The following is a 21,196-nucleotide window of genomic DNA, read 5'->3' as shown; positions in this document are numbered from 1 at the left end:
CCGCCGACGGGGTGCGGGATCAGGTGGCCGGGGTGACCGCGGCCAACCACCGCTGGGCCAGCAGGGCGTGGCCGGGCGGGGTCAGGTGCACCCCGTCGTCGGTCCACACCCGGTCGTCGGCGTCGGCGGAGCCGAACACCGCGTCCACCGCGACCAGCGTCGCGTCGAACTCGGCGGCCAGCTTGCGGACCACCTCGACCTTCGGGTCCAGGTCTTCACGCCAGCGCCGCTGCGGGTCGTCGAGCGGGATGAGGAACGGCTCCACCAGGATCAGCCGGACGTCGGGCAGCGCGTCCCGGGTGGCGGCCAGCACGTGCCGGTAGTCGGTGCCGAACTCCTCGGCCGTGGTGACCTCGTCGCTGCTGTACCGCCGCCAGGTGTCGTTGATCCCGATCAGCACCGACACCACCTGCGGGGCCAAGGCCAGGCAGTCGTCGGTCCACCGGGCGCGCAGGTCCCGTACCCGGTCACCGCCGACGCCCCGGTTGCGGAACGCCACCCGGTGGCCGGGGTGCCACGCGGTGAACCAGGCGGCGGCCATCATCGCCCAGCCCACGCCCAGGTCGGCGCCGTCGGCCCGGTCCCGTCCGGCGTCGGTGATGCTGTCGCCGATGAACAACACCCGGCCCCCACGCGGAATCTCCACCGTCATCCGTCCGCTCCCCCTGTCGTCGTCGGCTGCCATCATCCCCCGGCGCCCGGCCCGGACACCACCTCGGAAACGACCGCCGCGGCGGTGTCCGTCGCATGTCGCCGCCGGCCGACCGGTACAGTGGTACTCCGCGTCCGACGCCCCTGGCGGCGTCGTGAGCGAGCGTCAAGCAGTGGCGCGGTCCCCGGTCCGTCCCCGGTGGAGCCGCAGCGACGGCCCACCGAAACGGACCGATCGTCACGCGCCGCCGGCTGCACCGGTGGGTTCGCGCCGGTTCGCAAGGACGTCCAGACGCATGCCGCAGTCACCACTCGACATCACCGGGGCTGTCCTCCGGTTGGGGTCCATCCGCCACGACGAGATGGGCCTCGACGCCGTGCTGACCCGGATCACCGAGGTGGCCCGGGACAGCATCCCGGACGCCGCCGAGGTCACCGTGACCCTGGTGAACGGCACCGAGGCGAAGACCGCCGCCCACACCGGTGAGCTGGCCCTCAAGCTCGACACCTGGCAGTACGAGCAGGGGCGTGGCCCGTGCCTGGACGCGGCCGCCACCGGTGCCGTGCTGATCGTCGCGGACACGACCGGGGAGCGGCGCTGGCCGGAGTGGTCGGCCCTGGCGTACGCCGCCGGGGTGCGCTCCTGCATGTCCATCGGCCTGCCGATCCAGGAGGCGGTGGTCGGCGCCCTCAACCTCTACGGCACCCGACCGGACGCGTTCGGCCGGGTGGCCGAGCCGGCCCGGACGATCGCCGGTCATGCCGCGGTGGCGCTGGCCAACGCCCATCTGTACGACAGCACCGCCACGCTGGCCGCACAGATGCAGGAGGCGATGCGCAACCGGGCGGTGATCGAGCAGGCCAAGGGGATCATCATGGGTCAACGCCGGTGCACGGCCGACGAGGCGTTCAGCATGCTGGCCCGGGTGTCGCAGAATTCCAACCGCAAGCTACGGGACGTGGCGGACGCCCTGGTCCAGCAGGTCGTCCGACCGGTGCCCGGTCAGCCCACCGCCGCCGACCGCTGAGACACGGGGGTTCAGCGGGTGCCCGCGGTGGCCCGACCCACCAGGGCGGCGGCGACGTCGCGCAGTCTGCGGTTGGTGTCCTGCGAGATGGTGGCGAGGATGCCGAACGCCTCGTCGGCGGTGCACCGGCGTTGACCCATGATGATCCCCTTGGCCTGCTCGATCACCGCCCGGCTCTCCATCGCCGTACGCATCTGCGCGGCCAGCGTGGTGGCGCTGGCATACAGGTGGGCGTTGGCCAGCGCCACCGCGGCGTACGCGGCGAAGGTCTGGGCCAACTCCACCGTCTCGGCGTCGAACGCGTGCCGGGCGGTGCCGTAGAGGTTGAGGGCGCCGACCACCGCCTCCTGGATCGGCAGGCCGATGGCGACCGCGCTGCCGACACCCGCGTCGACGGCCCGGGACGCCCAGGCCGGCCAGCGTTCCTCGGTGCCGGTGTCGACCACGGTGAGGGTGTCACCGGTGATCGAGGCGTCCAGGCACGGCCCGTGCCCCTGCCGGTACTGCCACTCGTCGAGCAGCAGCGCGACGTCGCCGGTGACCGCGACGCTCTGCGGGCTGCTGCCGCGCAGCAGGGTGACCGACACCTCCGACGCGCCGCGCAGGCTGCTGCGGGCCAGGTCGGCGACCATCCGGAGCACCTCGTCCACGCCGGTCTCGTCGAGTCGGAGCCGACCGAGTTCGGCCAGGGCGTCGTGCGGGGTGAGCGGCAGAGGTCTCATCGCGCGGCTCCTTCCCGGCGGGCGTCCGGTGGCGGCGGCGGGACCGCGAGGCGGCGACGGTCCTCCACCGTGGCGGTGGTCGGCGGCGGTCCTCCATGGTGGCGGTGGTCGACGGCGGCCCTCGACGTGGCGGTGGTCGGCCCTGCGCACACCCACCGGCCCGTCCCGCCTGACACGTCTCCCGCACCATACCCGCGGCGGCGGGGAACCGCCCGGCGACGCCGGCCGTGGCGGGGTCCACACGGGTGCGCCGGGTCAGTGGTCGTCGGTGCAGCGGCGGAGCCGGGCGAAGGCGTCGTCGGCGTCGGCGACGGCCTCGGGCAGCACCTGGCGTGCGCTGCGCCCGGCGGCGATCCGCTGCCAGTTGGTCCGGGCCAGCACCCGTTGCACCGCGATCACCTGGGCCGCCAGCAGCCGGCCCCGGACACCCGGGTCGAGGACGGCGGCCAGGGCGTCCTCGTCGTCCTCCAGATACCGCAGCAGCCGTCCCGCCAGGCTCGGGGTGGTGAACACCAGCCGGTGGAACGCCACCACCTCGGGGTGGTCGTTGAGGCCGGTGACCGGCTCGCAGCGGTCGAGGCCGGCCCGGAAGTGCCGGTGCAGCGCCTCGACGGGCGGCACCCCGGGGGGCCGGTCGCGAACCACCCGGGCGGGCTCGCCGAGGTGGTCGGCGAAGCGGTGCAGGAGCAGGTCCTCCTTGGTGGCGAAGTAGCGGAACAGGGTCGGTTTCGACACCTCGGCCGCAGCGGCGACGTCGGAGACCGACACCTGGTCGAATCCGCGCGCCAGGAACAGCGTGATCGCCACGTCGGCGATCGCGTCCCGGGTGCGGAGCTTCTTGCGGGCCCGCAGTCCGACCGGCTCACTCACCACCCGACGGTAACATTATTTACCAGGTTGCTTTTTTAACTCGGTAACGAAATGATGGTCTCCATGGGACAGACCGACACCCGCCGTGCCCCTTCGACGCCGGCGAGGCTGCCATGACCGCCACGGGAGGCCGCCCGGTGCTCGTCACCGGGGCGACCGGGCGGATCGGCCGCGCCGTGGTCGACCTGCTGACCGGCGCGGGCGTGCCGGTCCGGGCCCTGGTCCGCCGCCCCGGCGCGGCGACGGACCTGCCCGACACCGTCGAGACGGTCACCGGCGACCTCACCGAGCCGGGCTCACTCGACCCCGCGTTGCGCGCCGTCGACACGGTCCTCCTGGTCTGGACGGCCCCGCTGCGGACCGCGGCGGCCGTCGTCGACCGGCTGGCCGCCGAGCCCCGGCGGGTCGTCTACCTGTCCGCACCGCACCGGACCCCGCACCCGTTCTTCCAGCAGCCGAACCCGATGGCGGCCCGGCACGCCGAGATCGAACGGCTCATCGCGGCCGCCGGCCTCGACGCCACCATCGTCCGGCCCGGAATGTTCGCGTCGAACGCCCTGCACTGGTGGTCCGCCGCGGTCCGGGGCGACGGCGTGGTCCGGTGGCCCTACGGCACCGCCGAGACCGCACCGGTCGACGACCGGGACGTGGCCGCGGTCATCGCGCGGACCCTGCGCGCGGACGGAGACGCCGCCGGCGACCACGTGCTGACCGGCCCGGAGTCGCTCACCCAGGCCGAACAGGTACGCCTCCTCGGCGACGCGCTCGGCCGCCGGCTGACGTTCGAGGAGCTGCCGCCCGACGAGTTCCGGCGGCAGGCCCCGGAAGACGCCCGGCCGGCCGTGGACATGCTCCTGGCCGCCTGGAGCGCCGCGACGGGCCGCCCCGCGTACGTCACCTCGACGGTCGCCGACCTCCTCGGCCGACCGGCGCGGACCTTCCGCCAGTGGGCCGTCGACCACGCCACGTCCTTCACCGGGGCACCCCCGCCCCGCTGAGCCGACCGGCCCGGCCCACCCGTCGTGGGCCGGGCCGGCGGCGACGCGCCCGCGCTCCGGCCCGTCGCGCGACGGGCCGACGAGGATCGTCAGAGGGCGGCGCGGATCGCCTCGGCGAGGCTGGTCGGGCGGCGACCGAGCAGCTTCTCCAGGTCCTCGACGGGCGCGTACAGCTCACCCCGGGCCAGGCCACGGTCCGCGTCGGCGAGGACGGCGGCGTACGCCTCGGGCACCCCGGCCGAGACCAGCAGCTCGGTGTACGCCGGCTCCGGCAGGTCGGTGTAGCGGACCTCGCGTCCACTCTGGCGGGACACCTCGGCGGCCAACTCGGTCAGGGTGAACGCCGCACCGCCCAGCTCGTAGACCCGGCCGGCGTGCCCCTCGGTGGTGAGCACCTCGGCGGCGGCCTCGGCGTAGTCGGCCCGGGTGGCGGCGCTGACCCGACCGTCACCGGCCGACCCGGCGATCCCGTGGGCCAGGTAGGTGGCCAGTTGACCGGTGTAGTTCTCCAGGTACCAGCTGTTGCGCAGCAGCACGAGGGGCAGACCGGAGTCGCGCAGGTCCTCCTCGGTGGTCCGGTGTTCGCCGGCCAGCACCATGTCCGAGGTGTCGGCCCGGGTGATGCTGGTGTAGGCGACCAGACCGACACCGGCCTGCCGGGCGGCGGCGACGACGTTGCGGTGCTGGGGAACCCGCTGGCCGACCTCGCTGCCGGAGACGAACATCAGCTTCTCGGCGTCGGTGAAGGCGTCCCGCAGCGAGTCCGGATCGTGGTAGTCGGCCGCCCGCACCCGGACGCCCCGGTCGGCGAGATCGGTGAGCCGGCCCACGTCCCGCCCGAGGGCCACGATCTGCGCGGCGGGCACGTCCCGACGCAGCAGCGACTCGACGATCAGGCGGCCCAGGTGGCCGGTGGCCCCGGTGACGACGACGGACATCTCGCACTCCTTCGGCTCGGTACTGCTGTCGTACCGGGCAACGCGGGTCGGGGTGGCAATACTTCCCGAGAGAGAGCAGACATCTTGTAGCTTGCAACACACCAATAGAGAGTGAACAGGTGGGAACCGGTGGCCTCCGGCGCGCCCCGCGGTCACCGACCGACCCGCACCCACCCTAGCGGGGCACAACGGCCGACGCCGCTCCCGGCAGGCGGGAGCGGCGTCGGGTGACGCGGGACCGGGACGGTCAGGTCATGTCGTCGTAGCGGCGGTCGATCGGCCGGGGCGGGGCCACCGGCTCGACGCCGCCCACCGGACCGGACAGCTCCAGCTCGGGGGTGGCCACCACCGGGTCGTCGTCCAGCTCCAGCGGCGACACCTCGTCGTCGCTCAACCCCGCGTAGGCCTTCCGGCCCCGACCCTTGCGCCGGTCGTTGAGGAACGCCACCCCGACCGCGGCGAAGTAGAGCGCGGAGAGGCAGAGCGCCAACGCGGTCATCCCGAACGGATCCGGGGTGGGCGTCACCACGGCGGAGAAGGCGAAGAACACGAAGATCGCCACCCGCCACCAGCCCAGCAGCTTCCGGGCACTGGCCAGCCCGACGAAGTTGAGCATCAGCACCAGCAGCGGGAACTCGAACGCCACCCCGAACAGCAGGATCAGGTTGGTGATGAACGAGATGTAGCGGGTGATGTCCAGGGTGGTGGTGATGTCACCACCACCGGAGACGTTGAGCAGGAACTCCAGGCCCTTGGAGGTGACGAAGTAGGCCAGCACCGCGCCCGCGGCGAACAACGGTGCCGCCAGCCCGGTGAAGACGTACGCGTACCGCCGCTCGTGCCGGTGCAGGCCCGGGGCGATGAACGCCCAGAGCTGGTAGAGCCAGACCGGGGCGGCCACGATCAGGCCGACCCAGAGCCCCACCTTGAGCTGGAGCAGGAACAGGTCCGCCGGACCGAGCTGGACGAAGTTGCACGTCCCGTTGGCCAGCCGGGCCTTGGGCAGGTCGCAGTAGGGCTGCTGGAGGAGGTGCAGCACCGGGCCCGCGAGCCAGATGCCCACCCCGAAACCCACCACGATCGCCAGCGAGGCGCGGAACAGACGGTTGCGCAGTTCGCGGATGTGCTCCATGAGGGTCATGGAGCCGTCGGCGGCCCGTTCGAAGGTGCTGGGGCCGCGTTTGCGGAGCGCGAAGGCCACGGTGATCGGGCCCTTCGGTCAGTTGTCGCGGACGCGCTGCACCGGGTCGACCGGCGGGGCGACCGGCTGCTGCGGAGCCTGCTGCGGGGCGTACTGCTGCTGCGGCTGCGGGGCGGCGTACTGCTGCTGGGGCTGCGGCGCGTACGGCTGCTGCTGCACAGGCTGCTGCTGGGGCGGCAGCGGCTGGTAGCCGGCCTGCGCGTCGGCCTTCTCGGCCAGGTCGCGGTCGTCGTCGGCCAGGCTCTTGGTCTCCGCCTTGATGATCCGCAGCGAACGGCCGAGCGAACGGGCCGCGTCGGGAAGCCGCTTCGCGCCGAACAGCAGGATCAGCACGACCACGAGTACGGCGATGTGCCACGGCTTGAGGGCACCCATGGGAAGCTCCAGTCGCTCTGTGTCGAAGGGTGTGTCGCAGCCCATCGTACGTGCGGGACGGGCTGCCGCCACCCGCCGGGCCACCGCTGATGCGGCCCGGCCGGTGAAGTCTCGACCACCGCTGACTGTCCCGTCAACCACCTGGACGGGTGCGGAGCTGCGGAAACCGGACGCCGGACGCGCTGCGGACGCAACACGCACCGACCGGTGTCGATCACTGCCCGCGCTTGGCCCTGATGAGTTCCAGGCGCTGCTGGGTCGTGTCGGTCTGCCGCTGCAGCGCCTCGGCCCGTTCCTGCAACGCCTCGGCGCTGAGCCGCAGCGCCTCCGCGTCGGCCTGGCGGCGCTGCAACGCCACCGCCGCGCGGCGCAACCGGGGCAGCCGCACCAGCACCGGACGGACCGCCAGGGCCAACACGACCAGCGCGAACAGCAGCACCGCGAGAACGATCCACTTCACCACGGCGGTCAGCCTACCGGGCGGTCCCCGCGCCCGCCGGGAGCACCGGGGTGGCGTACGCCTCCAGCGCGGCGGCGGCCTGGGCGCGGACCTGGACGGCCAGCTCGGCTGGGGCGACCACGGTGACGTCCGGCCCGAGCCCGAGCACGAAGCGGCGGGCCCAGCCCAGGTCGGTCACCCGCAGCGACACCACCCACCGGTCGCCGTCGACCTCGATCCGCTCACACGGGTAGTACTCGGTGATCCAGCGCTCCCCCCGGCCGATCCGCAGGGTGATCAGCGGCAGGTCCGGCGCCGGGCGGAACACCCCCTGCCGCAGGTCGTGCGGTCGGGCCTGCGGCGGCACCACGGCCGGCTCGTCCAGCTCGACCACCGCGTCGATCCGGTCGGCCCGGAACAACCGGACCGCCTCGGCCCGGCGGCACCACGCCTCGACGTACGCCCGGCCGTCGACCATCAGCATCCGCAGCGGGTCGATGGTGCGCTCGGTGCTCTCGTCCCGGGCCACGGTGTAGTAGGTGATCCGCAGCGCCCGACGGCGCTCCACCGCGGCCCGCAGCTCCTGCACCCGCGGGCTCTCGCCGGGCAGCCGAACCTCCACCGGGGCGCCCACCAGGTCACCGGCCGCGTTCTCGATCTTGGCAAGGGCGCGTTCGATGGCCTCCCGGTTGGCCACCCCCGGTGTCTCGGCGAGCATCCGCAACGCCACCACCAGGGCGAGCGCCTCGTCCGGGGTGAGCCGCAAGGGCCGGTCGATGCCGGCGTCGTAGGTGATCGTCACCCGGTCGCCGTCGAAGGCCATGTCGATCAGGTCACCCGGGCCGTAGCCGGGCAGCCCGCAGACCCAGAGCAGCTCCAGGTCCTCGCGGAGCTGCCGTTCGGTCACCCCCAGGTCGCCGGCGGCCTCGGCCACCTCGATACCCGGCCGGGCCAGCAGGTAGGGCACCAGGTTGAGCAGCCGGGCCAGCCGGTCGGCCGAGGTACGGGAGCCGCCCCGGGCAGCCGGGCGGGTCACCGGGCACCCCCGGTAACGGCCAGCTCGTCGTGCCGGGCGGCGATCTCCTTGAGCCGTTGGATCACCGCGTCGCGCACCTCGGGTGGCTCCAGGACCCGCACGTCCGGGCCGTAGCCGACGAGCTGACCGGCCAGGGACTCCGGATCGGCGTAGGGCAGCACCAGCCGGTCGCCGTCCGGGCCGGGCACGCTCTGCACGGCCCACCGGCGCAGGCCGGCCGCCCGACCGGCGGCGGCCAGCACGGTGGCCCGGCCGGTCCGCTCGACCGGCCCGGACCAGCGGGCCACGTGGCTGATCAGGTCGATCCCGTGGGGCGGTTCGTAGGCCCCCGGCGCACCGGTGAGCCGGACCGCGCCCACCACCCGGGAGAGCCGGAAGCAGCGGGTCGCCGCCCGGTCCCGGTCGTGACCGACGACGTACCAGCGGCCCCGCCAGCAGACCACGCCCCACGGCTGCAACCGGCGGCGGGTCGGGGCGTCCCCGTCCGGCACCCGGTAGTCGAAGGTGACCTCCCGACGGTCCCGGGCGGCGGCGGTCAGCGGCGCGAAGGACGGGTCGACGGTGACCATCGGCTCCAGCCCCAGGGTGGCCTGCGGGTCGACGTCCACCCCGGCCGCCCGCAGCTTGGCCAGCCCGGACGAGGCGGCGGCGGCCAGCCCGGCGTGCTGCCACAACCGGGCGGCGATGCCCACCGCGGCGGCCTCGTCCGGTTCGAGCGGGATGTCGGGCAGGGCGTACTCCCGGTGGGCGATCCGGTAACCGGGCTCGGTGTCGAAGACGCTGGCCGTGCCGGTCTCCAGCGGCACGCCCAGCTCGCGCAGCTCCGCCTTGTCCCGCTCGAACTTGCGCTGGAAGGCCTCGTGTTCCCGGGCGTCCTCCGGATCGTGCTCGTAGCCGGGCACGGTCGCGGCGATCTGCGCGGCGGTCAGGAACCGCCGGGTGGACAGCAGACAGATCACCAGGTTGACCAGGCGTTCGGTACGACTCCGCGACACGGGGTGAACGCTAGCAGCCCGGGCGGGATACCCGTGCATCCACGCGGGGTGTGGCGTGACGGACACCCCACCGTCCAGCGCGGGCGGCCCGGCGGACTTACGGTGACCGCATGGCGGAGGCCGAAGGCAACAGCGAGAGCGTCGGCACGGTGGTGGTGGCCGGGGCGGCGAACCTCGCCATCGCGGTGGCGAAGCTGGTCGCCGGGATCGTGTCCGGCTCGGCGGCGATGCTCTCCGAGGCGGCCCACTCGGTCGCCGACACCACCACCGAGGTGCTGCTCTACCTGGCGTTGCGCCGGGGCGCCCGGCCCGCCGACGTCCGGCACCCGTTCGGGTACGGCAAGGAGAGCTACGTCTGGGCGTTCCTGGCCGCGCTGTTCACCTTCGTGGCCGGTGCCGGCTTCGCGATCACCCACGGTGTGACCACCATCCTGGTGCACGAGCACAGCGGCGACTACCTGATCTCGTACGTGGTGCTGGCGGTCTCGTTCGTCATCGAGTCGGTGTCGCTGGCCCGCGCGGTACGCCAGGTGCGCGGCGAGTCCCGCCGCTGGGGGACCACCCCGCGTCGGTTCCTGCGGCTGACCGCCGACACCACCGTCAAGGCGGTGTTCCTGGAGGACAGCGCCGCCCTGATCGGCCTGCTCATCGCGGGGGTCGGGCTGGGCCTGTCGCAGTGGACCGGCGACGAGCTGTTCGACGGCGTCGCCTCGATCCTGATCGGCCTGCTGCTGCTCGTCGTCGCCGCCATCCTGGCCAGGAGCAACATCTCGCTGCTGGTCGGCCGGGCGGTCCCCGAACGGCTGCACCGCGAGATCGAACGCGAGCTGGCCGGCCTGCCGACGGTGGACCGGGTCGACACGCTGCTGACCATGCAGCTCGGCCCGGACGACATCCTGGTGGCCGCCAAGATCGACTTCCGGGACGAGGCGACCGGGGCCGACATCGAGGCCGACGCCGACGAGGCCGAACGGCGGCTCACCGACCGCTACCCGGAGATCGGGTACGTCTTCCTCGACCCCACCCGGTCACTGCCCGGCGCCGGCCGCCACGCCCGGCGTACCCAGCAGGAGCCCGGCCCGGCCGCCGACGCGCGAGCGACCGACGGGCCGTCCGATCAGGAGGCCGACGGCCGGCGCTGACCGCAGGCGGCCCCGCACGCGGCCGGCCGGGCGGCCGGCGATAGCGTGCCGGGCATGGTGCGATGGCGGTCCGGGACGGTCACGACGGTACGGCGACGGTGGGCCGGCGCGGTGGAGATCGACGTCGCCCTTCCCGACGGGGCCACCATGCGTGCGCTGGCCTACCCGGAGCTGGTCGGCGACCCCGTCCCCGGCGACCGGGTGCTGCTCAACGCCGGCGCGCTGCTGATGGGCCTCGGCACCGGCGGGTACGCCCTGGTGGTCGCCCTGCCCGACCGGCTGCCCGCCGATCCGCCGCAGGCCGGCGACACCCGCGACGCCGGGCACCTGGTCAAGGCCCGCTACACCCCGCTCCAGCCGATCATGCTCGGGGTCGACGAGGAGGCGTCGCCGCACCACGCGCTGCTCGCCGCCGTCGACGACCTTGACGGGTTGCCGGTGGTCACCGCCGACCTGCACTCCGCCCTGCCGGCCATCCTCGCCGGCATCCACGCCGACTCCCCCGGTGCCCGGGTGGCGTACCTGCTCACCGACGGCGGTGCGCTGCCCGCCTGGTTCTCCCGCACCCTCGACGGGCTGCGGGACGCGTTGGTCGGCACGGTCAGCGTCGGGCAGGCTTTCGGCGGGGACCTGGAGGCGGCCACCCTGCACACCGGTCTGCTGGCCGCCCGGCACGTGCTCCGCGCCGACGTGGCGGTCGTCGCGCAGGGGCCGGGCAACCTGGGCACCGGCACCCGGTGGGGGTTCTCCGGCGTCGCCGTCGGCGAGGCGGTCAACGCGGTGGCGGTGCTGGGTGGCCGGCCGGTCGGGTCGTTGCGGATCTCCGACGCCGACGCCCGCCCCCGGCACCGGGGGGTGTCGCACCACAGCCTCACCGCGTACGGCCGGGTGGCACTGGCCCCGGCGGAGCTGGTGGTGCCGGACGGCCTGCCGCCGGAGCTTTCGGCCCGGGTGGACGCCGCGCTGACCCCGCTCGCCGACCGGCACACCGTGGTCCGGGTCGACACCGACGGGCTGGACGCCGCGCTGCGCGCCCTGCCGGTGCGACTGTCCACGATGGGCCGTGGTCTGGACGCCGACCACGCCTACTTCCTCGCGGCGGCGGCGGCCGGCCGGCACGCCGCCGGCCTGGCCGGCTGACCCGGGGGTCAGCGCTCCGGGGCGGCCCGGTGGGGACCTCCCGCACGGCACGGGCCGCGGCTCACCCGACCAGGAAGATCAACGCGAGCCAGCCGCCCACGATGGCGACCAGCGCCACCGCCAGCACCCAGGTCGGCACCGTGTACTCGCCCCGGCGGTTGCGGGCGATCTCGTCCCGGATCTTCGCCCGGCGGCGCTCGATCCAGGTGAGCCGCTCGGTGTCGCCGCGCTCACCGTCGGCGGATTCGGAAGTGTTCATCGCCCCGCCAGCGTACCGGTGGGCCGGCGGGGCGGTGCCGCCGCCGGCCCACCGGGTCACATGCTGGCGATCAACCGCTCCACCCGCTCGTCGTACGCCCGGAACGGGTCCTTGCAGAGCACCGTGCGCTGCGCCTGGTCGTTGAGCTTCAGGTGCACCCAGTCGACGGTGAAGTCGCGCCGCTTCTCCTGGGCGTGCCGGATGAACTCGCCGCGCAGCCGGGCCCGGGTGGTCTGCGGCGGGGTCTCCTTGGCCTCGAAGATCTCCGGGTCGGTCGCCACCCGGTCCACCTGACCGCGCCGTTCGAGCAGCCCGTACAGGCCGCGACCGCGGCGCAGGTCGTGGTAGGCCAGGTCCATCTGCGCGACCCGGGGGTGCGACAGCGGCAGGTCGTGCTTGCGCTGGTACCGCTCGATCAGCCGGAGCTTGCTCACCCAGTCGACCTCCCGGGCCACCGGGTCGAGGTTGCCGCTCTCCACCGCGTTCAGCACCCGACCCCACAGCTCGACCACCCGCTTGGCGGTCTGGTCGCCGCCCCGGCGCTCGACGAACTCGGTGGCGCGGGCCAGGTACTCCTGCTGGATCTCCAGCGCGCTGACCTCCTTGCCGGAGGTGAGCCGCACCTTGCGCCGGCCGGTGATGTCGTGCGACACCTCGCGGATGGCCCGGATCGGGTTCTCCAGCGATAGGTCACGCATCACCACCCCGGCCTCGATCATGCGCAGCACGATGTCGGCCGAGCCCACCTTGAGCAGGGTGGTGACCTCGTTCATGTTGGAGTCGCCGACGATGACGTGCAGCCGGCGGTACCGCTCGGCGTCGGCGTGCGGCTCGTCGCGGGTGTTGATGATCGGCCGGCTGCGGGTGGTCGCCGAGGAGACGCCCTCCCAGATGTGCTCGGCCCGCTGCGACAGGCAGTAGACCGCCCCGCGCGGGGTCTGCAACACCTTGCCCGCCCCGCAGATCAACTGCCTGGTGACCAGGAACGGGATGAGCACGTCGGCGAGCCGGCCGAACTCACCGTGCCGGGACACCAGGTAGTTCTCGTGGCAGCCGTACGAGTTGCCGGCCGAGTCGGTGTTGTTCTTGAACAGGTAGATCTCACCCGCGATGCCCTCGTCGTGCAGCCGCTTCTCCGCGTCGACGAGCAGGCCCTCCAGGATCCGCTCCCCGGCCCGGTCGTGGGCGACCAGGTCGGTGACCGAGTCGCACTCCGGGGTGGCGTACTCCGGGTGCGACCCGACGTCCAGGTAGAGCCGGGCTCCGTTGCGCAGGAACACGTTGCTCGACCGACCCCAGGACACCACCCGGCGGAAGAGGTACCGGGCTACTTCGTCAGGGGACAGCCTGCGCTGCCCGCGGTAGGTACAGGTGACGCCGTACTCGGTCTCGAGGCCGAAGATTCGCCGCTCCATGGTGTGACACTAGCCGCCCGGAGGGTCGGTTCGTCACTGTCACAGCACAGCTGGTGTGGTCCGGCCGGTCAGATCCCGTCCGAGTACGACATTCCGGTCGGCCCCAGCCCGGCCACGAAGGACCGGCAGGACGCGTAGTCCGGCAGCAGACCGGCCGCGCGGGCCTGCGCGAACGACGGGGCCGCCGCGTCCCGGGCGGACAGCTGCGGCGTCTCGACCGGCCACTCGATGCCCAGCTCGGGGTCGAGGGGATGCACCCCGTGCTCCCCGGTCGGGTTGTAGGTGGTCGAGCAGAAGTAGGTCAGGGTGGCGTCCTCGGTCAGCGCGCAGAAGCCGTGCCCCAGCCCCTCGGCCAGGTAGACCGCCCGCCGGTCGGTGTCGTCGAGCCGGACGCCCTCCCAGCGGCCGAAGGTCGGCGAGCCGATCCGCAGGTCCACCACCACGTCCAGCACCGCGCCACGGACGCAGGTGATGTACTTCGCCTGGCCGGGCGGGACGTCGGCGAAGTGGATGCCGCGCACCACCCCCCGTCCGGAGATCGACAGGTTGGCCTGGGCCAGCCGCAGCGGATGACCCACCGCCTCGGCGAGGTGGTCGAACCGGTACCACTCCATGAACAGGCCCCGCGGGTCGCCGTGCTGCTGCGGCGTGACCTCCCAGGTGCCCTCGATACTCAGCGGACGAATCTTCACCGCGGGTTCTCCGTTCCCGGCTGCGCGGCGCGCAGCACCGCCTCGTCGTGCTTGTCGGCCAGCAGTTCGAGCAGGTAGTCACCGTAGCCGCTCTTGAGCAGCGGCTCGGCCAACGCGCGGAGCTGGTCGTCGTCGATCAGGCCGGCCCGCCAGCAGACCTCCTCGACGCAGCCGATCTTCATGCCCTGCCGTTCCTCGATCACCCGGACGAACTCGCCGGCCTGCATCATCGAGGTGAAGGTGCCGGTGTCCAGCCAGGCGGTGCCCCGATCCAGCACGGACACCGACAGCTCCCCGGTCAGCCGGTACGCCTCGTTGACCGCGGTGATCTCCAGCTCGCCCCGGGCGCTCGGGGTGAGCCCGGCGGCGATCCCGACCACCCGGTTGTCGTAGAAGTAGAGGCCCGGCACCGCGTAGCGGGACTTCGGGCGGGCCGGCTTCTCCTCGATCGACAGCACCCGTCCGCTGGCGTCGAAGTCGACCACGCCGTACGCCTGCGGGTTGGCCACCGGGTACGCGAAGACCCGCCCGCCGACCAGGTCACCGTTGTCGGCCAGCTGCCGGCCGAGGCCGGCGCCGTGGAAGATGTTGTCGCCCAGCACCAGCGCCACCGAGTCGTCGCCGACGAAGTCCGCGCCGAGGACGAAGGCCTGCGCGATGCCCTCCGGGCGGGCCTGGGCGACGTACTCCAGCCGCAGCCCCCACTGGCTGCCGTCGCCGAGCAGCCGCCGGAACTGGTCCTGGTCCTCCGGCGTGGTGATCACCAGGATCTCCCGGATCCCGGACATCACCAGCGTCGAGAGCGGGTAGTAGACCATCGGCTTGTCGAAGATCGGCATCAGCTGCTTGGACACCGCACGGGTGAGCGGCCACAGCCGCGACCCGGTGCCACCAGCGAGAAGGATTCCACGCACCGGGGGAGCCTACCGGGACCGACGCGAACCGGACACCGGGGTCGCGGTCCCCGGCCGGGCCGCCGGATGCGCGTACACTTCCGTCCCCGTGAGGATTCTCGTCACCGGCGGAGCCGGATTCATCGGGTCGGAGTACGTACGGATGCTGCTGGGTGTGCCCGGTGGCGACGCCTCCGGGGTGCCCGCCGTCGAGCCCGCCGTGGTGACCGTGCTGGACAAGCTCACCTACTCCGGCAACCTGGACAACCTCCTCCCGGTGCGCGACGACCCCCGGCTGCGGTTCGTCCGGGGCGACATCTGCGACCCGGCGACGGTCGACGAGGTGGTGGCCGGACACGACGTGATCGTGCACTTCGCCGCCGAGTCGCACGTCGACCGCTCGATCACCGGCGCCGCGCCGTTCGTCACCACCAACGTGCTCGGCACCCAGACCCTGCTGGACGCCGCGCTGCGGCACGGCACCGGCCGGTTCGTGCACGTCTCCACCGACGAGGTGTACGGCTCGATCGACGAGGGGTCCTGGACGGAGACCTGGCCGCTCGCGCCGAACTCGCCGTACTCGGCCGCCAAGGCCGGCTCCGACCTGCTGGCGCTGGCCTACCACCGGACCCACGGGATGGACGTGGTGGTCACCCGCTGCTCCAACAACTACGGGCCGTACCAGTTCCCGGAGAAGGTCGTCCCGCTGTTCGTCACCAACCTGCTCGACGGCGGGACCGTGCCGCTCTACGGCGACGGCGGCAACGTCCGGGACTGGCTGCACGTGCACGACCACTGCCGGGGCATCGCCATGGTGGCGCACGCCGGCCGCGCGGGCGAGGTCTACCACATCGGCGGCGGCACCGAGCTGAGCAACAAGGAGCTGACCGGCCGGCTGCTGGAGGCGTGTGACGCCGGCTGGGACCGGGTCGTCCCGGTGACCGACCGCAAGGGCCACGACCGCCGCTACTCGCTGGACATCAGCAAGATCAACACCGAGCTGGGGTACGCCCCCAGCATCGACCTGGAGACGGGCCTGGCCCGGACCGTCGCCTGGTACCGGGACAACCGGGCCTGGTGGGAGCCGCTCAAGACGGCCCCGGGCGCATGACCCGGATCCTGGTCACCGGCGCGGGCGGCATGCTCGGCCGGGACCTGCTGGCCGTGCTCGCCACCCGCGACGACCTCCAGGTGACCGCCGCCACCCGCGGCGACCTCGACGTCACCGACGCCGGGGCGGTCAGGGCCGCCGTCACCGGTCACCAGGTGGTGGTCAACGCCGCCGCGTGGACCGACGTCGACGGCGCCGAACGGGACGAGGCGGCGGCCACCGCCGTCAACGGCGACGCGGTCGCCCACCTGGCCCGCGCCTGCGCCGAGCACGGCGCGCGGCTGGTGCACGTCTCCACCGACTACGTCTTCGCCGGCGACGCGGACACCCCGTACGCCGAGGACGCCCCCACCGACCCGATCAACGCGTACGGCCGCAGCAAGCTCGCCGGGGAGCGGGCCGTGGTCCGATTCCTCCCCGAAACCGGCTACCTGGTGCGGACCGCCTGGCTCTACGGGGCACACGGCCGCAACTTCGTGACCACCATGATCGGGTTGGCCGCCACCCGGGAGCACCTCGACGTGGTCGACGACCAGCAGGGCCAGCCCACCTGGTCGTACGCGCTGGCCGGTCAGCTGGTGGCGCTCGTCGACGCGGCGCTGGCCGGGCGGGCCCCGGCCGGGGTCTACCACGGCACCTGCACCGGTCGGACCACCTGGTACGGCCTGGCCCGCGCCGCCTTCGCGCACGCCGGGCTCGACCCGGAGAGGATCCGGCCCACCACCAGCGACCGGTTTCCGCGTCCGGCCGCGCGGCCGGCGTACAGTGTGCTAGGGCACGACCGGTGGGCCGAGGCCGGCCTGTCCCCGCTGCCGGACTGGCGCGACGCGCTGTCCGACGCCTTCGACTCCCCCAGTGCACCCGCCCCGTGGAAGGTCGCATGAAGCTCACCCTCGTCACCGGTCTGACCGGCCTGATCCTGCTCGCCACCATCGTCGAGCTGCTGCGCCGCCGCCAGCTCCGCGAGAAGTACGGCATGCTCTGGCTCGGCGTCCTGGTCATCGTGATCCCGTTGTCGCTGTTCCCCCGGCTGCTGGACAACGTGGCCGGCTTCTTCGGCGTGGTCTCCGGCGTCAGCCTCGTGCTCTTCCTCGGCATCGTCTTCCTGCTGCTGGTCTGCGTGCATCTGAGCTGGGAGGTGAGCGCGCTGGAGGAGGAGACCCGCACCCTGGCCGAGGACTTCGCCCTGCTCCGCGCGCAGATCGACGCGGAACGCGTCGCCCGCCTCGCCGAAACCGCCCAGACCGGCACCGCCGACCGAGACGAACTGGTGTCCCACGATGGTTAACGGCAAGCGCGTCCTGATCATCATCCCCGCGCTCAACGAGTCCGGGTCGATCGCCGACGTGGTCGGCGAGGTCCGTGGCGAGTTGCCCGGCGTCGACGTGCTCGTGGTCGACGACGGCTCCACCGACCGCACCGCCGCGGTGGCCGCCGCCGCCGGCGCCCGGGTGGCCAAGCTCCCGTACAACCTCGGGGTGGGCGGGGCGATGCGGCTGGGCTACCGCTACGCCCGGGACAACGACTACGACGTGGCGATCCAGATCGACGCCGACGGCCAGCACGACCCGCGCTACGTGCCCAAGCTGGTCGACCTGCTCGACGACAACGACCTGGTCATCGGGGCCCGGTTCGCCGGCGAGGGCGACTACTCCGTGCGCGGTCCCCGACGCTGGGCGATGGTCATGCTGTCCGGGGTGCTCTCCCGGGTCGCCAAGACCAGACTGACCGACACCACCTCCGGTTTCCGGGCCGCCAACCGGCGGGTCATCGAGATGTTCGCCAGCTGGTACCCGGCGGAGTACCTGGGCGACACGGTGGAGACGCTGGTGCACACCGCCCGGCGCGGCTACCGGATCCGTCAGGTGCCGGTGGCCATGCGCAAGCGGATGGCGGGCACCCCCAGCCACTCCCCCGCCAAGGCGATGATCTACCTGGGTCGGGCCTTCGCGGTGCTCACCCTGGCGCTCATCCGCCGGTGATGCGGCGGCTGCTCCACCTCGTCCCGCCCGGCACCCTCGCCGTAGGAGGCGGGCTGGCCCTGCTCGGCCTCGCCTCCTACGTGCACCTCGCGGTGGCCGGGCACGCCCTCGACCTCGCCGACTACTCCTCGCTGTCGGTGCTCTGGTCGATCGTGTTCACCCTCGGCATCGGCGTCTTCATCCCGGTCGAGCAGGAGGTGGCCCGGGTCGTCGCCGCCCGCCGCAGCCAGGGGCTGCCGCCCGGCCCGGTGCTGGCCCGGGGCGCGGCCGTCGCCACCGTCGTGCTGGCGCTGCTGGTCCTGGCCACCCTGGCCGGCCGCCGGGCGCTCACCGACCGGCTCTTCGCCGGCGACGACACGATGGTCGTCGTGCTGATCGGCGCGCTGCTCGCGATGGCCGTCGCCTACACCACCCGGGGCGTGCTGTCCGGCCTGCAACTCTTCCCCTGGTACGGCACCCAGCTCGGGGTCGACGGCGGGCTGCGCATCGCGCTGGTCGCCGGGCTCGGCGTCGGCGGCGTCACCGACCCGGTCTGGTACGGCGCGGTGCTGGTCGTCGCCCCCCTGTTGTCGGTGCTGGTAACCCTGCCGCCGGTGCTGCGGGCCGTCGGCGGCGGCGTCCCCGTGGCCTGGGGCACCCTGCTGCGCGGCCTCGGCCTGCTCACCGTCTCCAGCCTGCTCTCCCAGGTCGTGGTCAACGTCGGCGTGATCAACGCGCGGCTGATCGACCCGGCCGACGTGGCCACCGCCGGCGCGCTGCTCTCCGCCCTGGTGCTGGTCCGCATCCCGCTGTTCGTCTTCGGCTCGATGCAGGCGTCGCTGCTGCCCGGCCTGGCCACCACCGCCACCACCGGCGACGTGGCCGGCTTCCACGGGCTGCTGCGCCGGGCGCTCGGCGTGGTCACCGCCCTCGGCGTCGCCGGCGCCCTCGGCGCGGTGGCGCTCGGCCCCTGGCTGGTCCGCCGGCTCTTCGACGCCCCCGGCGTCCTCGGCCACGGCGACTTCGCCTGGCTGGCCGTCGGCACCCTCGCCTACCTGTGGGCGATGGTGCTCGGGCAGGCCCTGCTCGCCCTCGACCGGCACCGCGCGCAGGCGGTCTCCTGGACGATCGGGGTGGCCGCCCTGCTCGCCGTCACGGTCGTCCCGGCTCCGGTCGCGCTCCGCGTCGAGCTGGCCTACGCGGCGGGTTCCGTGGTGGTGGCCGCCACCATGGCCGTCCTGCTGCTGCGCCGGGGCACCCGCCCGGCCACCCCCACCCCCATCCGGCCGCTCGACGACGTGGTGGCCCCTGGAGTTTCCGGAGGCATCCGATGACCCGCCCCCAGGTGTCCGCGGTGATGCTCGCCTACGGCGCCGAGCCCTACCTGGTCGACGCGGCCCGCGCCGTGCTGGACAGCACCGGCGTCGAGATCGAGCTGATCGTCGTCGACAACGGCTGCACCGGTGACGGCATCGACGTGGTCAAGGGCCTCGCCGGGGTACGGGTGGTCCGGCCGGAGGAGAACACCGGCTACTCCGGCGGCTGTCGGGTCGGCGCCGCCGAGGCCACCGGCGAGTGGCTGGCCTTCGTCAACTCCGACGCCGTCGTCGCCCCCGACGCGCTCGCCCGCACCGTGGCGGTGGCCGGCGAGCCCGGCGTCGGCGCGGTGATGGCCTCGATCCGGCTCGCCGAGAACCCCGACCTGATCAACACCTCGGGCAATCCGCTGCACTACATCGGGCTCTCCTGGGCCGGCGGCAACGGCCAGCCCGCCAGCGCGCACGCCCGACGGACCACGGTGCCGTCGATCAGCGGCTGCTGCTTCGTCATCAACCGGGCGCTCTGGCGGGAGCTGGACGGCTTCGCCGCCGAGTACTTCGCCTACCACGAGGACACCGAGATCAGCCTGCGGCTGTGGCAGCGCGGGCTGCGCCAGGAGTACGTCCCGGACGCCGTCGTGGTGCACCACTACGAGTTCTCCCGCAACAAGCTCAAGCACTACCTGCTGGAACGCAACCGGCTGATCTCGCTGCTCACCGCGTACGAGACGCGGACGCTCGTGGTGCTGGCCCCGATGCTGCTGCTCACCGAGGCGGCGATGCTGGTGGCCGCGCTGCTCGGCGGCTGGGCGCGGGAGAAGGCGCGCGGCTGGGGCTGGCTGTGGACCAACCGGGCCTGGGTACGGGCCCGACGCCGGCAGCTCCAGCAGGAGCGGATGGTCCCCGACGGCGTCATCGCCGAGCTGATGACCGCCAAGGTCGACCCGTCCAACGTCGAATCGCCGCCCGGCATGAGCGTCTTCAACGTCATCGCCGCCGGCTACTGGGCGCTGGCGAAGCCGCTGCTGCGCAGGGCCTGACCGGCACGCCGCCGTGCCGCAGGGCACCAGCGGCGGGTGGGTCGACACGGACTGCGGATGGCACCCACGCGCAGGGGCCGGGGTGTGCACCCCGGCCCCTGCGCGTGTCGCCGTCAGGCTTCCGGCTTCTCCTGCGGCTGGCCCTCCAGGTCGGCCGAGCCGGCCGAGGTGGTGGGCTTGTGCGCCTCCTCGGTCGGCACCGACGGGGTCTCGGCCCGGCCGCCGGCCGGCGCGACGTCACCCGCCGCGTCGCCCTCCAGCAGCGCGGTCAGCGCCGCGCCGGTGATCCGCCGGAAGGTACGCCCCACCCGGTTGCGGTCCAGGACCGCCACCTCCAACTGGTTGGGCGCGATCGTCCGGGCCGCGCCGCCCTCACCGCCGACGCTGCTCAACGCCTTGCGGGCCACCGTGACCGCCTCGCTGAGCGACATGTCGGCCCGGTGCTCGGACTTGAGCACCCCGGTGATCGCCTCGGCCTGGCCGCCCATCGCCATCCGGCCCGGCTCGTCGTTGACCGACCCGTCGTAGGTGAGCCGGTACAGCTCGTCCTCGTCGGCGGTGGCACCGACCTGCGCCACGCAGATCTCCACCTCGAACGGCTTGGACTGCTCGGTGAAGATCGCGCCGAGGGTCTGCGCGAAGGCGTTGGCCAGCGCCCGCCCGGTCACGTCGCGCCGGTCGTAGCTCAGGCCGTTCAGGTCGGCCATCCGCACCCCGGCGCGGCGCAGGTTCTCGAACTCGTTGTACCGGCCGACGGCGGCGAACCCGATCCGGTCGTAGATCTCACTGACCTTGTGCAGGGCGCTGGAGAGGTTCTCCGCGACGAAGAGCACCCCACCGGTGTAACTCAGGACCACCGCGCTGCGCCCCCGGGCGATGCCCTTGCGGGCCAGCTCGGAGCGGTCGCGCATGATCTGCTCGGGCGAGGCGTAGAACTGCATGGCCACGGCGGCGGTTCTCCTTCTGGCGCT

General features: G+C 73.3%; 24 protein-coding genes. 10 read left to right on the top strand and 14 right to left on the bottom strand.

Translation table 11 applies throughout. From position 1 onward, the window contains the following. Positions 1-19: 19 nt before the first annotated feature. Positions 20-652: an SGNH/GDSL hydrolase family protein gene (locus tag GA0070623_RS02465; protein ID WP_067303814.1), complete on the bottom strand. Its 633-nt coding sequence runs from the start codon at positions 650-652 to the stop codon at positions 20-22. 295 nt (positions 653-947) lie between these two features. Here GA0070623_RS02465 and GA0070623_RS02460 point away from each other — a divergent pair, with 295 nt between their 5' ends. Continuing rightward, complete coding sequence (locus GA0070623_RS02460) at positions 948-1,679, top strand: GAF and ANTAR domain-containing protein (RefSeq protein ID WP_089003874.1); 732 nt, start codon at positions 948-950, stop codon at positions 1,677-1,679. 11 nt (positions 1,680-1,690) lie between these two features. Here the strand turns inward: GA0070623_RS02460 and GA0070623_RS02455 are convergent, their stop codons facing one another. Both GA0070623_RS02455 and GA0070623_RS02450 read right to left on the bottom strand, forming a co-directional pair. Continuing rightward, complete coding sequence (locus GA0070623_RS02455; RefSeq protein ID WP_089003873.1) at positions 1,691-2,401, bottom strand: GAF and ANTAR domain-containing protein; 711 nt, start codon at positions 2,399-2,401, stop codon at positions 1,691-1,693. A gap of 255 nt (positions 2,402-2,656) precedes the next feature. Further along, positions 2,657-3,271, bottom strand: a complete 615-nt coding sequence (locus GA0070623_RS02450; RefSeq protein WP_067315796.1) for a TetR family transcriptional regulator — start codon at positions 3,269-3,271, stop codon at positions 2,657-2,659. A gap of 113 nt (positions 3,272-3,384) precedes the next feature. Here GA0070623_RS02450 and GA0070623_RS02445 point away from each other — a divergent pair, with 113 nt between their 5' ends. After that, entirely contained in the window at positions 3,385-4,269 is an 885-nt protein-coding gene (locus tag GA0070623_RS02445; RefSeq protein ID WP_197700036.1) for an NAD(P)H-binding protein, read from the top strand. A gap of 89 nt (positions 4,270-4,358) precedes the next feature. On the opposite strand, the gene GA0070623_RS02440 is transcribed toward GA0070623_RS02445, so the two are convergent. From GA0070623_RS02440 to GA0070623_RS02415, 6 genes are all read right to left on the bottom strand, one after another. Next, positions 4,359-5,207 (bottom strand): SDR family oxidoreductase, encoded by an 849-nt coding sequence (locus tag GA0070623_RS02440; RefSeq protein WP_067305597.1) that lies wholly within the window; start codon positions 5,205-5,207, stop codon positions 4,359-4,361. 247 nt (positions 5,208-5,454) lie between these two features. After that, on the bottom strand, positions 5,455-6,408 hold the full coding sequence (gene tatC, locus GA0070623_RS02435; RefSeq protein ID WP_067305600.1) for a twin-arginine translocase subunit TatC: 954 nt from the start codon (positions 6,406-6,408) through the stop codon (positions 5,455-5,457). 18 nt (positions 6,409-6,426) lie between these two features. Continuing rightward, positions 6,427-6,783 (bottom strand): Sec-independent protein translocase subunit TatA, encoded by a 357-nt coding sequence (gene tatA / locus GA0070623_RS02430; RefSeq protein ID WP_067305602.1) that lies wholly within the window; start codon positions 6,781-6,783, stop codon positions 6,427-6,429. Between the two features lie 214 nt (positions 6,784-6,997). Continuing rightward, on the bottom strand, positions 6,998-7,246 hold the full coding sequence (locus GA0070623_RS02425) for a hypothetical protein (protein WP_067305605.1): 249 nt from the start codon (positions 7,244-7,246) through the stop codon (positions 6,998-7,000). Between the two features lie 10 nt (positions 7,247-7,256). Next, positions 7,257-8,258, bottom strand: a complete 1,002-nt coding sequence (locus GA0070623_RS02420) for a helix-turn-helix transcriptional regulator (protein WP_067305608.1) — start codon at positions 8,256-8,258, stop codon at positions 7,257-7,259. After that, a complete protein-coding gene (locus GA0070623_RS02415) occupies positions 8,255-9,253 on the bottom strand; it encodes a helix-turn-helix transcriptional regulator (RefSeq protein WP_067305610.1) in 999 nt (332 codons plus the stop codon). Before GA0070623_RS02415 ends, GA0070623_RS02420 begins: the two co-directional genes overlap by 4 nt. A 110-nt stretch (positions 9,254-9,363) precedes the next feature. On the opposite strand from GA0070623_RS02415, the gene GA0070623_RS02410 reads away from it, so the two are divergent. Next, the gene (locus GA0070623_RS02410) at positions 9,364-10,395 is read left to right on the top strand and encodes a cation diffusion facilitator family transporter (RefSeq protein WP_084261193.1); all 1,032 of its coding nucleotides are present in this window, start codon (positions 9,364-9,366) and stop codon (positions 10,393-10,395) included. 54 nt (positions 10,396-10,449) lie between these two features. Continuing rightward, on the top strand, positions 10,450-11,535 hold the full coding sequence (locus GA0070623_RS02405) for a DUF3866 family protein (protein WP_067305614.1): 1,086 nt from the start codon (positions 10,450-10,452) through the stop codon (positions 11,533-11,535). A 61-nt stretch (positions 11,536-11,596) separates the two neighbouring features. Here GA0070623_RS02405 and GA0070623_RS02400 read toward each other — a convergent pair whose 3' ends face one another. The 4 genes from GA0070623_RS02400 to rfbA form a co-directional block, all read right to left on the bottom strand. Then, complete coding sequence (locus tag GA0070623_RS02400) at positions 11,597-11,794, bottom strand: hypothetical protein (protein ID WP_067305711.1); 198 nt, start codon at positions 11,792-11,794, stop codon at positions 11,597-11,599. A 56-nt stretch (positions 11,795-11,850) separates the two neighbouring features. Beyond that, positions 11,851-13,209, bottom strand: a complete 1,359-nt coding sequence (gene pafA, locus GA0070623_RS02395; RefSeq protein WP_067305618.1) for a Pup--protein ligase — start codon at positions 13,207-13,209, stop codon at positions 11,851-11,853. A 68-nt stretch (positions 13,210-13,277) separates the two neighbouring features. Continuing rightward, positions 13,278-13,901 carry a dTDP-4-dehydrorhamnose 3,5-epimerase family protein gene (locus GA0070623_RS02390; RefSeq protein ID WP_067305622.1) on the bottom strand — a complete coding sequence of 208 codons (624 nt, stop codon included), beginning with the start codon at positions 13,899-13,901 and terminating at the stop codon, positions 13,278-13,280. Further along, positions 13,898-14,815 (bottom strand): glucose-1-phosphate thymidylyltransferase RfbA, encoded by a 918-nt coding sequence (gene rfbA, locus GA0070623_RS02385; RefSeq protein WP_067305625.1) that lies wholly within the window; start codon positions 14,813-14,815, stop codon positions 13,898-13,900. The genes GA0070623_RS02390 and rfbA overlap by 4 nt, the downstream gene beginning before the upstream one ends. A gap of 88 nt (positions 14,816-14,903) precedes the next feature. Here rfbA and rfbB point away from each other — a divergent pair, with 88 nt between their 5' ends. The 6 genes from rfbB to GA0070623_RS02355 are packed head-to-tail and all read left to right on the top strand — an operon-like array spanning position 14,904 to position 20,225. After that, a complete protein-coding gene (rfbB, locus tag GA0070623_RS02380; RefSeq protein ID WP_067305628.1) occupies positions 14,904-15,905 on the top strand; it encodes a dTDP-glucose 4,6-dehydratase in 1,002 nt (333 codons plus the stop codon). After that, complete coding sequence (gene rfbD / locus GA0070623_RS02375) at positions 15,902-16,789, top strand: dTDP-4-dehydrorhamnose reductase (RefSeq protein ID WP_067305631.1); 888 nt, start codon at positions 15,902-15,904, stop codon at positions 16,787-16,789. The genes rfbB and rfbD overlap by 4 nt, the downstream gene beginning before the upstream one ends. Further along, entirely contained in the window at positions 16,786-17,193 is a 408-nt protein-coding gene (locus GA0070623_RS02370; RefSeq protein ID WP_067305634.1) for a DUF2304 domain-containing protein, read from the top strand. The genes rfbD and GA0070623_RS02370 overlap by 4 nt, the downstream gene beginning before the upstream one ends. After that, positions 17,186-17,887 (top strand): glycosyltransferase family 2 protein, encoded by a 702-nt coding sequence (locus GA0070623_RS02365; RefSeq protein ID WP_067305637.1) that lies wholly within the window; start codon positions 17,186-17,188, stop codon positions 17,885-17,887. The genes GA0070623_RS02370 and GA0070623_RS02365 overlap by 8 nt, the downstream gene beginning before the upstream one ends. Beyond that, positions 17,887-19,200 carry a lipopolysaccharide biosynthesis protein gene (locus tag GA0070623_RS02360; RefSeq protein ID WP_231932628.1) on the top strand — a complete coding sequence of 438 codons (1,314 nt, stop codon included), beginning with the start codon at positions 17,887-17,889 and terminating at the stop codon, positions 19,198-19,200. The genes GA0070623_RS02365 and GA0070623_RS02360 overlap by 1 nt, the downstream gene beginning before the upstream one ends. Next, positions 19,197-20,225 (top strand): glycosyltransferase family 2 protein, encoded by a 1,029-nt coding sequence (locus GA0070623_RS02355; protein WP_067305643.1) that lies wholly within the window; start codon positions 19,197-19,199, stop codon positions 20,223-20,225. Before GA0070623_RS02360 ends, GA0070623_RS02355 begins: the two co-directional genes overlap by 4 nt. Positions 20,226-20,338: 113 nt before the next feature. Here GA0070623_RS02355 and prcA read toward each other — a convergent pair whose 3' ends face one another. Beyond that, positions 20,339-21,172, bottom strand: a complete 834-nt coding sequence (gene prcA, locus GA0070623_RS02350; RefSeq protein ID WP_067305646.1) for a proteasome subunit alpha — start codon at positions 21,170-21,172, stop codon at positions 20,339-20,341. Positions 21,173-21,196: the final 24 nt, after the last annotated feature.

The organism is Micromonospora rifamycinica, from assembly GCF_900090265.1.
GTDB classification, from domain to species: domain Bacteria; phylum Actinomycetota; class Actinomycetes; order Mycobacteriales; family Micromonosporaceae; genus Micromonospora; species Micromonospora rifamycinica.
This window is presented reverse-complemented; position numbering and strand designations above follow the sequence as displayed.

Excerpts from the sequence above, each read along its gene's own strand:
- GA0070623_RS02400 (WP_067305711.1), bottom strand. The coding sequence starts at position 11,794 with ATGAACACTTCCGAATCCGCCGACGGTGAGCGCGGCGACACCGAGCGG.
- GA0070623_RS02355 (WP_067305643.1), top strand. The coding sequence starts at position 19,197 with ATGACCCGCCCCCAGGTGTCCGCGGTGATGCTCGCCTACGGCGCCGAG.
- rfbD (WP_067305631.1), top strand. The coding sequence starts at position 15,902 with ATGACCCGGATCCTGGTCACCGGCGCGGGCGGCATGCTCGGCCGGGAC.
- GA0070623_RS02365 (WP_067305637.1), top strand. The coding sequence starts at position 17,186 with ATGGTTAACGGCAAGCGCGTCCTGATCATCATCCCCGCGCTCAACGAG.
- pafA (WP_067305618.1), bottom strand. The coding sequence starts at position 13,209 with ATGGAGCGGCGAATCTTCGGCCTCGAGACCGAGTACGGCGTCACCTGT.
- GA0070623_RS02360 (WP_231932628.1), top strand. The coding sequence starts at position 17,887 with ATGCGGCGGCTGCTCCACCTCGTCCCGCCCGGCACCCTCGCCGTAGGA.
- GA0070623_RS02405 (WP_067305614.1), top strand. The coding sequence starts at position 10,450 with ATGGTGCGATGGCGGTCCGGGACGGTCACGACGGTACGGCGACGGTGG.
- GA0070623_RS02460 (WP_089003874.1), top strand. The coding sequence starts at position 948 with ATGCCGCAGTCACCACTCGACATCACCGGGGCTGTCCTCCGGTTGGGG.
- GA0070623_RS02410 (WP_084261193.1), top strand. The coding sequence starts at position 9,364 with ATGGCGGAGGCCGAAGGCAACAGCGAGAGCGTCGGCACGGTGGTGGTG.
- GA0070623_RS02445 (WP_197700036.1), top strand. The coding sequence starts at position 3,385 with ATGACCGCCACGGGAGGCCGCCCGGTGCTCGTCACCGGGGCGACCGGG.
- GA0070623_RS02440 (WP_067305597.1), bottom strand. The coding sequence starts at position 5,207 with ATGTCCGTCGTCGTCACCGGGGCCACCGGCCACCTGGGCCGCCTGATC.
- tatA (WP_067305602.1), bottom strand. The coding sequence starts at position 6,783 with ATGGGTGCCCTCAAGCCGTGGCACATCGCCGTACTCGTGGTCGTGCTG.
- GA0070623_RS02370 (WP_067305634.1), top strand. The coding sequence starts at position 16,786 with ATGAAGCTCACCCTCGTCACCGGTCTGACCGGCCTGATCCTGCTCGCC.
- GA0070623_RS02465 (WP_067303814.1), bottom strand. The coding sequence starts at position 652 with ATGACGGTGGAGATTCCGCGTGGGGGCCGGGTGTTGTTCATCGGCGAC.
- GA0070623_RS02455 (WP_089003873.1), bottom strand. The coding sequence starts at position 2,401 with ATGAGACCTCTGCCGCTCACCCCGCACGACGCCCTGGCCGAACTCGGT.